The organism is Methanosarcina sp., assembly GCF_028693135.1.
GTDB lineage: Archaea > Halobacteriota > Methanosarcinia > Methanosarcinales > Methanosarcinaceae > Methanosarcina.
This window is the reverse complement of record NZ_JAQUVZ010000016.1, coordinates 1-14,363: the sequence shown is the minus strand read 5'-3', so window position 1 is coordinate 14,363 and position 14,363 is coordinate 1. Positions and strand designations below refer to the sequence as shown.

Here is a 14,363-nt window from a genome sequence, read left to right as displayed (position 1 = left end):
TATTTTAAAAAAGGACTGATATAGTAAAAGTAAAAACGAGATTATTCAAAAACGAGATAATTCAGAAATGTTTATTATTTTTAAGTGGACCGGTCGGGAATTGAACCCGAGGCCTCTACCATGCCAAGGTAGCGATCTACCCCTGATCTACCGGCCCACGTTGTATTTTGCTTCGTCAGCACTCCCTCATACACTCAGTATCTTATATAAAACTATCGCTATGTAGGCTCAGCTTCCTGTAAATAAAATTTCGGATCTGGGAAATCTTGAATATTCGAGCAAAAGTTATAAGTAGTAATTCGAGTATTAGAAGTGTTGTCGGATTGGGATGTTTTCCCGAAAAAAGCCTTTCAACTCCGGTAATTCGAAAAAAACCTGATATATGGGCCCGTAGCTTAGCCTGGTGGAGCGCACGGCTGATAACCGTGAGGTCCTGCGTTCGAATCGCAGCGGGCCCACCACAATTCAACAAATTCTTTTCGGAGAACTTTCAGGTTTTCTAAACTGCATTTACCTTCATTTCGGGCCCGTAGCTTAGCTTGGTGGAGCGCACGGCTGATAACCGTGAGGTCCTGCGTTCGAATCGCAGCGGGCCCACTATATTTTCTCTAACTTTCTACTAAATCTATTCTTTTTTGTTTCTCTGTTCTTTAATCTTTACAGGTCTTTCAGCGGAGTTTACCTGCTGGTTACTTATTTGTTTCTTATTTGTTTCTTATGCCTTCATCTTCGCTTTTACTTTCTGGTTTTTATTTCTGGCTTTTATTTCTGGTCTTTCCTCTTTTTCCTCTTTTCTTAATTTTCCTTCTTGAAAAGACCGCTCTCCTGCATCGAGCGTGGCAAGAACGCCCTAGTATGGTGAATCAGGTTGTACGGATCAGAGATCTTTGTAATTTAATCCGCTTGAACGAGCGAAATTCACTGCTATAACCCACAAATAGTCCTCTTGATCGCAGCTCAGCTAAAACCCACAAATAGTCTTCTTGATCGCAGCTCAGCTAAAACCCATAAAGTAGTCCTCTTGATCGCAGCTCAGCTAAAACCCATAAAGTAGTCCTCTTGATCGCAGCTCAGCTAAAACCCATAAAGTAGTCCTCTTGAGCGCAGCGAAAAGGACCGCGTACTCCCGAGACGCAATTCGGGCGAGACGCAATTCGGGCGAGACGCAATTCGGGCGAGTCGCAATTCGGGCTTGACAGGAACGACAAGAGACCGCGAATGATGTTGTAAGGATCAGAATTCAGGATTTTAGATAAGCCAGTTTTTCTTTTTCCTCTAAAAAATAAACTTTATCGATGTGGACACCAATTAGAAGTAGTTTTTGAAATAACATAGGGATTTTCTTAATTAGAGGTGAACTTGAAGGAAAGAAAACAATCGTAACAAAAAAGTTGTTGTTAGGAAAAAAAGTGAGGGTGGGGATAGTCCCCTTTAAGACAGAAAGGCTTCCGGACAGCAGAAATTCAGGTATTTACTGAATGAAATCCTGCCCCTAATTTCAGGCCATTCTATTCCCCATCATAAATTTCAGGCAATATGCTTCAGGCGTTCGATATTCCTCAGCACAAGTCTGCTTTCGGCTATGATTTCGTCTTCTATCTTGCTAACAATGCTGTCCATTGGAACCGTTAGCCTGTAGAGCTTGATTGGTCTGCCTTTACCTTTTGATTTCTTTTCTTCCCGGATGTTTATCCAGTCGTTTTCGCGGAGGTACCGCATTGCAACACTGACTTCCGGTTGCCTAAGGCCAGAGACTATTTCGATGCTCTGGGAAGAGATTTCCCTTCCTTTTGCCAGGCAGGTGAGGGTAAGAGCAATCGGCCTGCTGATATTGATCTTCCTGAATAATTCTATCATTTCATATTCGCTTGATCCCATGGATAGGGGAATCTCGTTCTTTATGTCGGTAGTTTCTAGAGCTAAACCACTTTCATCTACCATTAAATCACCCGAAGAACCATTATAGAGTGAATTAATATAAATATTTACTTATGTTTTATTATTAATATATATCAATCCATAATTATATCTCAAACTGTTTTTATGGTTGACATTCTATCTAATCTGTCTAATGATTCTGTTTTTCTTAATTGCTTGCAGTTAACACTTAGGAGGCATTTTTTCTATAAACGGTGTGAAGTGCCCTGACTTGCCTCTTATTAAAATAATTCTTTTATTAAAATAATTCTTTTTATACTTCCGAATCTTTATCTCTTTATAATTCTCTCTTTATAATTAATTGCCATATCATAAAATGCCAGTTTGCAGGTAGATCGGTAGATATATCAAAGATTTGTGGAACTAATTTGTGGAACTAATTTGTGGAACTAATTTGTGGCACTAAGACCTGGATTCGGCAGGACAGCGTTAAATTTTTCGAGTAGAAATAATTTGTTGTAGAAACAATAGGTGCTAAATATATTGAATAATTGATAAAATAATTATGGGGATCTCAAACCTGAACTGGAGTAAAAAAGAGAAAGTAAAAAGAGGATAAGAAATCTTTAATTTAACTGCCTTTTTGTGGAAAGGTATTCTCGGGTTATATTACCAGGTTTTTTATTTTAGAACGACCTTTCCCATATGAGATTGTAAGAAAAAATTGCTTTAACTCTATTTTTTCACCGATTCTTCAGGAAAGGTTCTTGAGACGTTCTATGTTTTGGAATATGGTATTGCTCTCAGCAATGATGTTTTCTTCGATTGTGTCAATAATTTTATCCATCTGGACTGTCAGTTTATACAGCTTTACCGGCCTGCCTTTGCCCTGGTTCTTCTTTTCTTCCCTCATATCTATCCATTCATTTTCCCGAAGGTAACGCATTGCAATGCTGACTTCCGGCTGTCTCAAGCCTGATACCATTTCTATACACTGGGAAGAAATCTCTTCTCCTTTTGAGAGGCATGCAAGTGTTAAGGCTACAGGTCTGTTTATATTAAGCCTCCTCAAAAGCTCGACCATTTCGTACTCAACCTCTCCCATTTTAAAATCATTTTTTTCTGATGTTAACCCATTATCTGCCACAACTATCATCTGCCGTTTATACCCTTAGAGCACCTTATATTCAGCTCCGGTATTATGTTTTATCCAGTATCATCAGATCATGGAAATATATTATTTTCAAACGAACAACTTTAATGAATTTTAATGAATTATTTATTTCAATTATTTCAAATGGATACTCTTTAATTCAAATGGATACTTTCTAATTTTTGTATTTAAATTTAAAATTTTGGAAAGTGCCGACAAATCTGACACCTTATTTCATTTAAATAATAATACTCTCTCCCTATATATAATTATATGCATATAAAAACTTTCTGACAATTAGAGGCATTAAATTTATCTCTGAAATCTATGGAGCGACAGATTACGGAACAAACTGAGCAACATGAGTTTTTGCAGTTCTCCATTCAGGTATATATAGGAGTAAAACATTTGAGAACATATATTATCCGATCTGAGGGTTTTAACCAGAGTACAACTGAAATTGATGTGCGTTAAAATCTCCTTTCTCTTTTAAAAATATCCGGTTTTTGCAACTATTTAACTCCAATTGTCCGTTTTGGGTTATTCTTTCATTTTTTCAGGCAAGCCTTAAATACGAATCCCTGTGAGATTTAGTATAATGATTGATGGGACGACTGACAGGCTGAACAAAGCTGCCGTATTTATCTGCCACTGCAGCGGGAACATTTCCGAACACGTTGATATAGATGCTGTAAAAAAAACCCTTAAGGCAGAAGGGATCTCGGTTTTTGATTATGAGTACCTGTGTTCAAGCCAGGGGCAGTCCCTTATTAAAAATAAGATTATGGAAGGGAATCTGGACAGGGTAGTAATAGGTTCGTGCACTCCTTCCAAGCATGGTACTCTCTTTAAAAAGTGCATCCAGGAAACCGGATTGAATAGGGCAGGGCTTGAAATTGCAAATTTAAGGGAACAGTGCGCCTGGGTGCATCCTGAAAGAACAGGAGCTACTGAAAAAGCTCTTTCCCTCCTGCGGGCCAAGCTAAAACGCCTGGAAAACATAGAACCTCTGGACGAAATAAAAGTGGATATTGCTCAGCAGGCCCTTGTTATAGGTGGGGGGATAGCAGGAATTACAACTGCTCTGAACCTTGCAGATAACGGGATTTCCACCTTCCTTGTTGAAAAAGATTCCAGCATAGGCGGGCAGATGGCGAAAATAGGGAAGATATTTTCCCCTGACAAACTTGCGGAAGAGTGTGCAATGTGCTCACTCAGCCCTCTGATGAACGAGGTTGCAGCCCACCCGAAAATTACACTTTTAACCTGGACCGAAGTTGAAAGCCTGAGTGGAAGCGCAGGAAACTTTACTATCAGGTTAAAGAAGAAGCCAAGATATGTGAAAGACAGCTGCACAGCATGTGGAAGGTGCAGCCGGGTCTGTCCTACCCTGGTTGAAGACGAGTTCAACTGCGGCTATATGGACAAAAAGGCAATTTCTCTTCGCTTCTCTCAGTCAGTCCCCAAGATTTACTGTATTGATCCCGATTATTGCCTCCAGTTAAACGGGGAAGCCTGCGGAAAATGTGCAGATGCCTGTAAAACCGGAGCAATTGATTTTTCCCAGAAGGAAGAAATTGTTGAACTTAACGTAGGTGCAGTTGTTGTTGCCACCGGTTTTGAGGAGTATGACGCATCCCAGAAACCCCAGTACGGATACGGAATTTTTGAAAATGTGTTGACCCAGATGGAACTTGCCCGAGTCCTCGGCATCAATGGCCCTACAAAAGGGGAACTTCTGAGGATCTCCGATTTCAGTAAAGCTTCTGCAGTTCCAACTCCTGCAGCCTGCACTTCAGGGCGCGAAAGTTCCTCTGCCCCTTCCTCTGACTCTTCCTCTGACTCTTCCTCTGACTCTTCCTCTGATCCTTCCTCTGCTCTTTCCCCTGGTGCCGAAACGCCGAAAAGAATAGTCATGATCCAGTGCGTGGGCTCAAGGGACGAAAAAGAGGGGGGAAACCGCTACTGCTCCAGATACTGTTGTATGGCGGCTCTGAAACACGCAAGCCTGGTTAAGAAAAAATATCCTGAAATGGAAATCACAATTTGCTATATTGATATAAGGGCTTTTGGTTTTTATGAAAACTATTACCGTGCAGTTCAGGAAACCGGAGTCAACTTTGTGAGGGGAAGGCCTGCCGAAGTTGTAGAAAAGCCGGACAAGAGCCTTGTTGTAAGGGTCGAAGATACCCTTTCCCAGAAAATGAGGGAACTTCCTGCTGATCTTGTTGTACTTTCCGCGGCCATGACCCCTTCTCCGGGGACCAGGAAAATTGCCAGTGTGCTGAACCTGAGCCAGGACGAAAGCGGCTTTATTAAGGAAAGGCACTCCAAATTAAAACCAGTAGACAGTTCCCTTGACGGAATCTTTGTTTGCGGGACTGCCCAGAGCCCTAAAGATGTTACGGATACCATTGCTCAGGCCGGACTTGCAGCTATAAGGGCGAGGGCTTTCATTACGGACAGCCCGAAAATGCTGGATAACGAAATTGCAGTCATCAACCAGGTGCTCTGCACACGCTGTGGAGAATGCCTTAAATGTCCCTTCGAGGCTCTCTCCCTGAATGAGAGCGGAAGGGTTGTTCTTGATCCACTTATTTGCACGGGCTGTGGGTACTGTACCGAGCTCTGCAAGGATGGAGCCATCCAGATCGCGGGCTTTACGAAACCCCAGCTAAAAGCCGAGATAGAGGGTGTGCTCGAAGAAGGAGATGTGCTTGGCTTTGTAAACAGCGGGATTTCTTCCCTTACCTGTGATAATATAGGTAATAGTGTGCTCACATACCCTTCAAATGTTAAATTGATTAAGGTCCCTACATGCCTGGTAGTGGACAGAGACCTGGTGTTGCATGCCTTTAAGCACGGGGCTTCATCTGTCCTTTTTGTAGAAGACCCGCCTGACAGCCCGAGAGCCGAGATAATATATCCTCTTACTACCAGACACGTTGAAAAACTCAAAGAAGAACTTGGAGATTCAGGAAACCGGATCTATTTCAAAAAAACCTATGTCCCGAACACAAAAGGGCTTGCAGGAACTTTTATCCGCCTTGCTCGGGAAGGAGAGGTGATTAGATGAAGCCATATGTAAACAAATTCGATACCCCCGAGTGTAAAACTCTTGCAGAGACCGCAAAAAAAAGTATCCGAACCCCTGAATCCATGGGACTGGACCGCTGTATTCAGTGTGGAGCCTGCACCGCTTCCTGTCCTGCAGCCCGGTTTACGGATTACAGCCCCCGGCAGATTGTGAAAAAGGTGATAGAAAACGACCGCAGCGTGCTTGAATCTGAAATGATCTGGTCCTGCTTCTACTGCTATTCCTGCAATTTACGCTGTCCCAGGAACAACAGCCCTGCAACAATCGTGCAGGTGCTGCGACAGATGGCTATCAACGAAGGAATCGGGGTTGAAAAGCTTGCCTATTTCCTTGAAATTGGAGAATTCCTTGCAGAAAACGGAGCCAGTAAGGTCCCGGGCGCCGGTGTCAAGAATATGGAAAAAGACCTTGGGGAGCGCTGGATTGGAATTAAAAGGAATCTGGAGCCTATCCGTTCCGAACTGGGGCTCAGCTCCAGGGATGTCAGAGATACCCATGGGGAAGTCCAGGCTATTCTTGAGAGCACGGGTTATTTTGAAAGGGAAAAATGGATTAAAGCAAGGATCCAGGAAAACAAAATTCACGGGTTCCTGAAGCCCGCCGGGACTAAAAACGAAAAAAAACGGGGAGGCTTCGGCTTTGAAAGCGATAGAGAGTATACCGGACAGCAAGCTCTTACTGTTTAAGAGCTGCATGGTCGGGCAGGAATACCCTGGAATAGAAACAGCTACCAGTTACGTGTTTGACCGGCTCGGGGTGGATTACTGTGTAAACGATGAGCAGTCCTGCTGCACGGGGATCGGGCACTACACCGATGTCTTTGAGGGGCTCACAACAGCAGCCATTGCAGCCCGGAACTTTGCAGTCGCCAAAAAGTGCGGGTATCCCAACATAACCTGTCTCTGTTCAACCTGTTATGCCGTAAATAAGGATGCATGTGAACTCCTTAACAACAACACTGAGGTCCGGGAAAAAGTTAATTCCATCTTCAGAGAAAAAGGTTTAGATGACCTGGTTTACGAAAAGGGCGATATGAACCCGCGGACCAACATCTATCATGCAGTTGAGGTCCTCCTGAGTAAAGTCAGCCGGATCCCTGATGAGAAGAAATTCGATTTCTCAGGAGTTAAAACAGCCTCTCATCATGCCTGCCATTACTATAAAGTCAAATATCTTGATGTAGTCGGAAACCCCGAAAACCCTCAGCTTATAGATACGGTAGCCGAAGCCTGCGGGGCATCCCCTGTCCGCTGGTACGAAGATCGCTCTCTTACCTGCGGAATGGGTTTTTCTCAGATCCACCTTAATAAAAACACCTCTCTTCAGGTAACAAAAGCAAAGCTTGACAGCCTTCAGAGGGAGGGGGTAGAACTGATGCTCCATATGTGTCCTAACTGTCAGATACAGTACGACCGTTACCAGCCCGTAATTGAAAAAGAGTTCGGGGTAGAGTACGACATGGTGCACATGAATATTGCCCAGTTCGTAGCTCTTTCAATGGGAGCAGATCCCTACAAAGTATGCGGTTTCCAGACTCACTCCGTGCCTCTGGAAGGTTTTCTTGAAAAGATGGGAATAATATAAAGCCTGATTTAAACCCCGCTTTAAAGTTGAACCTGTCATCTTTTTTATTTTGATTTTCTCTTTTTTCAGGCACCTTTCATGCAGGGCTTACTGTATACTGTCGATTTTGGAGCAAAAATTAGTCTCAAATTTGATACCTTGTTCCAGCTTCATACCAATATATGTTTTTGAGAGATGTTGTAGAAATAGGGCAACTTATCATGATTCCTCTCTTAACTGAAGATGCATGAATTAGGTTTGTAAATTATGCATAGAAGATCTTGTGCGAATCCTGGGCTAACATATATCCATGGAAATTTATTGACCTATAGACCTAAACTTTTGCAATGACAGTTACAATACAACTTTAAAATATTTATTCTATAACTTTTTTATAAATAATGAACTGCGAGAATATATAAACATGTTTACGGATCTATTTACAGAAGTTATTATGCCATACAATGCAAAAGAACCGAGAAAAAGTGTAAAATCAGAATGGAGAATGAGGGCTGCTGATTTTGAGACCAGTGAACCCTCCGAAGTTATCAGGTCATATGGGGGATCTGATCAAAAAGAGACCGTTGGAAAATGGATCAGCGATGATGTGTATGTCTCAATTGACGGTATTAAAAGCAGTGGGGGAATGCCCTATAAATTATGGACGAGAGACGAACCAATTCCAATATCTCCTACAGAAGCTCGTACATTGATTAGAGCACATCTGATCAGACGTGTAAAAAAATAATCATTTGAAATTATGTTCCTCCATGCCTCAATGAAAAAAATGTGCAACATGCCATAAATCAAATACTTTTTTAATCAGTGACCGTATTCGGGGGAAGTCACTGAGTTGGTGATATAAGAGAATTCACTGGATAATGGCTTTGGATCTGTGACCTCAATTTAAAAGGAAAGTCACTGACGAAAAGTAGCTGAAAACCTTGGCATGGGCTTATCTTATATAAGACTGCTAAATATTTATTACTTCAGGAGTGCAGAGGGTCACGAATATCCAGTCCTTTAGAGGCTGTCCGACAATTACTGCCAATAATAACTGAATTCCTTTTTTTTCGGTTTTAAGGCTTTAGATTCCTCAATTTTTACATATTTATTACCCAAAAATCGAATTATCGGACAGCCTGTTTAGGGTGGGGTGGCCACATGCAATTTGATTTTGATTTTGATTTTATCTTTTTTCAGGTACTTTTATGCAGGGCTTACTTTTTCCCGGCTTTATTCTGTAAATTCTGAAAACTCAGATTGATTTCTCCCAGCCCTGTCCCATATCAACGAGAGGTCTCAACTCAATGATCTCGAAGGTGGCAGTTGCGTATATCATCTTTGCCGCTTCCTCACCGGCCATTTTTGCGATCTGGCTTTTGATCATATCAAGCATTTCTCCTGAAGTCGCAGATTCTTTCATCTTCAGATAAACCCTGATCCCTTTCCAGCTCATAATATCTGCTCCTGGCTCCATTATCAGGAACATTGCGTAAGGGTTCTCCTGAAGGTTTGCAAACGTGCGGTTCTTACCTGTTGCAACTACAACGGTCTTTTCATCGGTCATCTGAGGCGAACCTAAAACAGCCGAATCTACCTTTCCGTCTTTACTTGCTGTGCTGAGAACCCCAATTCTCGGTTGCTTGTTAAAGTAGTCCATCAATTTTGACGTCATGTTAAATCCCCTATCACAAATTTCTTTTCTCGCCCTTCTCCTGAAAAATTGAATGAGCAGGCCGCTTGATCCGAAAGTACTGCCCGGAAAAGAGCTTTATTGGATATACAAGCTGCGATAAATATGAGTCGTGAGTATGTTTAATACTTCGCTTGATGTAAGAATTCCATTCTGAATTCAATTGGGGATTTTTTTATTTCAGAATATTCATTTGAGATTCCCCCGGCATCATATAAAATAAATTGATATAGTTTCAGACTTATCTTTTTATATATGTTGGGTAAAGATCATGTTTCTATAACACTTGGAACAGTATTTCCATTTACGATTCCACTTATATTTTCAGATAACCCGCAGCCTGTATATGCCTTCTGTGTACTTGTGGCTGCTATCATAGGCTCGCTAACACCTGATGCAGACTGTGGTGGAAAGCCCAAATTACACTATGATTTCAAAATCGTTTATGATCTCATGGTTCCTCTTCATAAGCTGATAGTTTTTTCTTTCAGTTTCTTCAATTTAAAAGAAAAAATGAATCTTGAATACGTTGTAGAGGAACAACATAGAGGTGTAATGCATTCTCCTATTGGAGTATTAATAAGCTCCTTTGTACTCACTTTGTTGACAACAATAGTTGGCTATTTCATTTTCCATGGAATAAATGCTACTCTTATAGGTTTCTTATTCTTAGGTTTGATATCTGGGCAATTCTTACACTTACTCGAAGATTCCTGCACGGTTTCCGGGATAAGGTGGTTATTTCCATTTGGAACCGGCGAATTAAAAGGTAGTATTTACACAGGTAACAAAATAGAAGGAAAAAAGGATATCAGGCCTTTATTATACAGAATCTCTCTATTGTTTTTCTCTGCAGGGTTGTTGATCCTTCATTCGCTGGGGGCTATAGACGTAAACGACTCGGGTATTTACCTCCTTATTTTTGCATTTGTTGCGTTAATATGGGGTTTGATATTTCTTACCGCAAAAATTGATAACGATAATCTATGGATGCAGGATGCTAAAAAGGTCCGGGAATTAGAGAGAGCAGTAAATAGAATTGGGAAGCAAGATACTGTAAAAAAAAGAAGGAATCTTGGGAACAAAAGATTGTGAGATTTAAATGAGGTTGAGCTAGAATCGAAAAAAAGAACGAGAATTAAGAGGGTAAACCTTAGAAGGTAATTATAGGTCAATTCCAGCCTATCTGGAGAAAAGTTTCCAAGGAAACTTAAGAATGAAGTTTAATAACCTGAGACTGTGAATGGCTGGAATCGTAAAGAAAAAAGAGCAACTTCACGCAACTGTGTCTCACTGGATCAAAAAACGATGTTTAGAGTTTAGCTGAAACTCCTAAGTTTTCAAGCGGTTCTGACATAGCATCCCAAGCACTATCCGAGTTCTTCGGGAAGTACGATTACATAAAAACCAAAGAATCAAAGGAAAGTGAAGATAGAATTCCTGATTTGTTTGATGCTCTCCTGAAATCAAAAGAAGGCAAATAATGGCTTCAATCTGCTTTTAAGGCGGAAAAAGAGCCTTAATAATGAGGATAAGTCCCGGAAGGTAATTATTGATTAACAATTAGTACTTTCAAGGAAAAGAAACCTCTGCATAACTACTGAGATGATCTCTTACCGCGTTCTGGAGTGGTAAAATTATTCAGTTATTTACGCATACATTGATTATTTATCAGGAGTTCCATCAAATTGGAAAGAACACTTTGTTTATTATTTCTTTTTATACTTAGGACACACCGCGAAATAAAATAGGCAACTTTTTAGACTGTACTCAACCATTTTCACAAGCAAGCCGCTCGAGTAACTTCCAAAATAATTATGCGTTACCGAGGTTATTTCGTAACGAGTCCTTAACAAAATCTCTATATCTCTTAATCTCTCTGTTTCTACTGGATACATTTAGAATGCAGCTCTTCTTTTGAACCCAATTTGCAATGAACTCTTTTTGTCTATCAGTGAATTTTATTTTATCAAGTTCATTTCCTATTTCCATGTAATCGCGATCTTCAGACCATATCAATAAAATATTAGTTAGAGGACTCAGATCTATTGTATCGATAAGCTCTTTAACACCCGGTTCTTTCGAACTGAGATTCAGTTCCAAAAAAATGGCAAATAGGCAAAACTCTCCAAAGATGGCTGCAGAATCTGAGTAATTAAATCCAATACTCAACTCATTTTTCTCACAACTAAGATTCTGAGACTCATTTCGCGAAAAATAAGGTGCCCAGTTTGTATACATTTCTGTCCCAGATAAATATGTTTCTTTTATATCAAGGGGCAGAGAGCACTCTAAACAAAATTCTCCAATTCTCTTTAATGTCTCTGATATTGTCTCTATATTTTGCTCTACATATGAATAAAAAACTTGATTTCCTGGATGACTACCATATTCAAACGTATTACTTAACAATCTTTGTCCAATCCCAGAAGTACGAGTGTTTGGAAGCATAGAATTAGAATAATCAAATAATATCCCTTTCAGACCATACAGTTTAAGGATAAGTTCTATTTTGTTATCAAATATGACATTGTAAGATTGTATACATAAATGTATATTCTCTTCAAAAACAGACTTGTTATGTGCATAACATTCTTTTATTATATCAATTGATACATTATCCCAGTAAAGTTGCTCTTTTTTATCAAAATCTTTGCCCATATTTAGAGATTCATTCAATCCAAAACCTATCTCTGCGGCTAGTATTGCTTCATACTCGTTTTGGCTATTAATATAGTATAATATCAAATTATTTAATGTTTCAACAACCTTGGTTCGGTTTTCTCTAACAGAATATTTTAAGTCTAAAATTGGTTTAATGGGATCCCCTAAATGCAAAATCTCTGTTTCAAATTCTCCTGATTCTATCATTTTTTCAATGGTATTTTTCCCAAGACAAAGAGAGAATTCAAAGCACTCTTTTGTAATTTCCTTAACTAAGTTTGGATTTGGAGTCATAAATTCCAAGCTTCTTGCTGCAAAGGATAGTAAATTTTTACGTTCCATAGTCGTTGATTCCTTTGCTACGCTCAATATAGTAGAAAGTATTTTATCTGTAGCACTTTCTGAGTATTCTCCCCTTATCTGAAATGCTAACTGAATTACCACATCCCATTCTCTTCTTTTAATTTTTGGAATCAGCTCATTGGTTAATTCTTTTGTTTCCTCATAATTTCTACAAAACCAATCTGCTGTGAAATATTCCAAAAAAGTCCTGTGTGTGAATTTATATAGCTCTTGGTCCTTCGTGGAACCAATGGCAGTAAGTATCCATGCGCTCCCCCTTGAGAACTTTACAAAATCTGTTGCCACCGCTTTGGCTTCATCTTTATCTTCATAGGTAGAGGGGTAAAGATACTCGGTTGATTTCTTTATTAATTCCTCCTCACTTACACCTTCTTTTGAAGATTCGTTTGTATATATCCAATGAGCCAGATGAGAAATTAGAGATTCTATTTTTGAGTCTTGTATCGTGATTTCGGGATTAATTCCTCTATGTTTATCCCATTTTTTGAACAACATTTCGGCGCATTTTTGATATATTTTAGGCCTATTTTCTGGAATGTAATTTTCTTGCTTATATATATTGCACATTAAAGATAACATTAAAGAATTAGAACGAAGATCAGAGACTTTTTCGCTTTCTATCATGAAGCGCTTTGCTTTCTCACTTCTTTCATTTGGCCTTAATTCGAAATCTAGATTAAACCATTTTTCGACATATTCTTTTATTTGAGCTTGATTAAAACAAGTCATTTCATATATCTCAAACATATCTTCTCTTAAAGCGGCTTGCTCATAACCTATTCTACGTGAAGTGATTATTATTGGAATCGACGGATAAAGAGCGCAGAATGATTCTATTTCGTTTACCATTTTTTCTCTATATCTTGTATCTATAAGTTCATCAAGTCCATCAAATATTAACAAAATATATCCGTTTAATAGCAGATATTCAAAAGTGCCTTTTGGTGGTTCTATTTGAAAGTCATTACTGAACTCTTCATTTATGAAATCGATAATCGAAATATTATTTTTCGTTTTTTCGGCATGATAATCTCTAATCACCACTACAAAAGGAACCATTTCTCTTCCTGCAAAAAGTCGTTCTGAATATCTAGCAGAAAGTTCATAGCATATTTTTTTGGTGAAGGTAGTTTTTCCATTACCTGGATCACCCAACAATACAACACGATGTACTTTTGAAAGAAAATCAAAAAACTCGAAAGGGTTATTATTTTCATTTTCTTTACTTCTCTTGATGAAATTTGGGCAGACATAGATTTTCTCGATGGGTTTTCTTACACCGCCCTCAAAGTTTGAGATTTTTATGTATTCATTTCTGTTTTTCAAGACATTGCGGTATTTCTCAAAAAACTCCTTAATTTCTTTGAAATTTAATTCATCTGTTGAGAGAAATTCTATATTTTTTTTGATTCCAGTTAATTCATCTATAATTACTTTTGAATGATAATTTGATGTAGCTAATAGTGCTGCAATTTCCCCATTAGAAATTTGCTTGTTGAGTGTTTCTTGACATCCTTTGAGAAATATATTAAAAAGTAATGAAGAAAGACCCGAAATTATTTCCTCTTTAATCTCAAAGTAGTTTGACAATAAAAGCGTGAATTCTTTGTTAATCATTTCAATGTTTTCATGAATGTTATCTTGATGTATATTTGCTGCATATATTTGGCGTATTATACACTCAATTCCAGGATACTTAAAAAATAGGCATATCGATTTACACAGGCTGTCTCAAAACTATACACGATCGTACATTTGGGTAAGAAATATCGAAATGCTTATCTTCTTTAAAAATAATTATTTCTTAAAAAGTATACTTTTTAAGAAATTAATACCAGTGTTTCACCATGTTCAAAAGGTACGATCAAAAGCAGCAATTTTTACTTCCATTTAACTTGGAAGAGTTTGTTCCTGAAAATCATATTGCCAGAGTGCTAAACGACATCATA

At 39.1% G+C, this 14,363-nt stretch carries 9 protein-coding genes and 3 tRNA genes; 7 read left to right on the top strand and 5 right to left on the bottom strand.

Features of this window, described 5'->3' with window-relative positions:
• Positions 1 to 85: 85 nt before the first annotated feature.
• Positions 86 to 157: transfer RNA gene (locus PHF18_RS09385), tRNA-Ala, on the bottom strand.
• Between the two features lie 227 nt (positions 158 to 384).
• On the opposite strand from PHF18_RS09385, the gene PHF18_RS09380 reads away from it, so the two are divergent.
• Positions 385 to 461: transfer RNA gene (locus tag PHF18_RS09380), tRNA-Ile, on the top strand.
• A 62-nt stretch (positions 462 to 523) separates the two neighbouring features.
• Positions 524 to 597: transfer RNA gene (locus PHF18_RS09375), tRNA-Ile, on the top strand.
• A 930-nt stretch (positions 598 to 1,527) separates the two neighbouring features.
• On the opposite strand, the gene PHF18_RS09370 is transcribed toward PHF18_RS09375, so the two are convergent.
• Positions 1,528 to 1,941 (bottom strand): transcriptional regulator, encoded by a 414-nt coding sequence (locus PHF18_RS09370; RefSeq protein WP_300101620.1) that lies wholly within the window; start codon positions 1,939 to 1,941, stop codon positions 1,528 to 1,530.
• 691 nt (positions 1,942 to 2,632) lie between these two features.
• Positions 2,633 to 3,034 (bottom strand): transcriptional regulator, encoded by a 402-nt coding sequence (locus PHF18_RS09365; RefSeq protein ID WP_300101617.1) that lies wholly within the window; start codon positions 3,032 to 3,034, stop codon positions 2,633 to 2,635.
• Positions 3,035 to 3,629: 595 nt separating this feature from the next.
• On the opposite strand from PHF18_RS09365, the gene hdrA reads away from it, so the two are divergent.
• The 4 genes from hdrA (at position 3,630) to PHF18_RS09345 (ending at position 8,439) form a co-directional block, all read left to right on the top strand.
• The gene (gene hdrA / locus PHF18_RS09360) at positions 3,630 to 6,107 is read left to right on the top strand and encodes a ferredoxin:CoB-CoM heterodisulfide reductase subunit HdrA (protein WP_300101614.1); all 2,478 of its coding nucleotides are present in this window, start codon (positions 3,630 to 3,632) and stop codon (positions 6,105 to 6,107) included.
• Positions 6,104 to 6,814: a ferredoxin:CoB-CoM heterodisulfide reductase subunit HdrC gene (gene hdrC, locus PHF18_RS09355; RefSeq protein ID WP_300101611.1), complete on the top strand. Its 711-nt coding sequence runs from the start codon at positions 6,104 to 6,106 to the stop codon at positions 6,812 to 6,814. The genes hdrA and hdrC overlap by 4 nt, the downstream gene beginning before the upstream one ends.
• Positions 6,768 to 7,712, top strand: coding sequence for a ferredoxin:CoB-CoM heterodisulfide reductase subunit HdrB (gene hdrB / locus PHF18_RS09350; protein ID WP_300101609.1), 945 nt, complete (start codon positions 6,768 to 6,770; stop codon positions 7,710 to 7,712). The genes hdrC and hdrB overlap by 47 nt, the downstream gene beginning before the upstream one ends.
• A 403-nt stretch (positions 7,713 to 8,115) precedes the next feature.
• Positions 8,116 to 8,439 (top strand): hypothetical protein, encoded by a 324-nt coding sequence (locus tag PHF18_RS09345; protein ID WP_300101606.1) that lies wholly within the window; start codon positions 8,116 to 8,118, stop codon positions 8,437 to 8,439.
• 510 nt (positions 8,440 to 8,949) lie between these two features.
• Here the strand turns inward: PHF18_RS09345 and PHF18_RS09340 are convergent.
• Positions 8,950 to 9,369, bottom strand: coding sequence for a pyridoxamine 5'-phosphate oxidase family protein (locus PHF18_RS09340; protein ID WP_300101604.1), 420 nt, complete (start codon positions 9,367 to 9,369; stop codon positions 8,950 to 8,952).
• 273 nt (positions 9,370 to 9,642) lie between these two features.
• On the opposite strand from PHF18_RS09340, the gene PHF18_RS09335 reads away from it, so the two are divergent.
• Entirely contained in the window at positions 9,643 to 10,482 is an 840-nt protein-coding gene (locus PHF18_RS09335; RefSeq protein ID WP_300101602.1) for a metal-dependent hydrolase, read from the top strand.
• Positions 10,483 to 11,202: 720 nt separating this feature from the next.
• Here the strand turns inward: PHF18_RS09335 and PHF18_RS09330 are convergent.
• Complete coding sequence (locus tag PHF18_RS09330; RefSeq protein ID WP_300101599.1) at positions 11,203 to 14,031, bottom strand: NACHT domain-containing NTPase; 2,829 nt, start codon at positions 14,029 to 14,031, stop codon at positions 11,203 to 11,205.
• Positions 14,032 to 14,363: the final 332 nt, after the last annotated feature.

What these genes read in the sequence shown, in the direction of transcription:
- PHF18_RS09340 (WP_300101604.1), bottom strand. Translation starts at nt 9,369, where the DNA reads ATGACGTCAAAATTGATGGACTACTTTAACAAGCAACCGAGAATTGGG.
- hdrA (WP_300101614.1), top strand. Translation starts at nt 3,630, where the DNA reads ATGATTGATGGGACGACTGACAGGCTGAACAAAGCTGCCGTATTTATC.
- PHF18_RS09370 (WP_300101620.1), bottom strand. Translation starts at nt 1,941, where the DNA reads ATGGTAGATGAAAGTGGTTTAGCTCTAGAAACTACCGACATAAAGAAC.
- PHF18_RS09345 (WP_300101606.1), top strand. Translation starts at nt 8,116, where the DNA reads ATGTTTACGGATCTATTTACAGAAGTTATTATGCCATACAATGCAAAA.
- hdrC (WP_300101611.1), top strand. Translation starts at nt 6,104, where the DNA reads ATGAAGCCATATGTAAACAAATTCGATACCCCCGAGTGTAAAACTCTT.
- PHF18_RS09330 (WP_300101599.1), bottom strand. Translation starts at nt 14,031, where the DNA reads ATGATTAACAAAGAATTCACGCTTTTATTGTCAAACTACTTTGAGATT.
- PHF18_RS09365 (WP_300101617.1), bottom strand. Translation starts at nt 3,034, where the DNA reads ATGATAGTTGTGGCAGATAATGGGTTAACATCAGAAAAAAATGATTTT.
- PHF18_RS09335 (WP_300101602.1), top strand. Translation starts at nt 9,643, where the DNA reads ATGTTGGGTAAAGATCATGTTTCTATAACACTTGGAACAGTATTTCCA.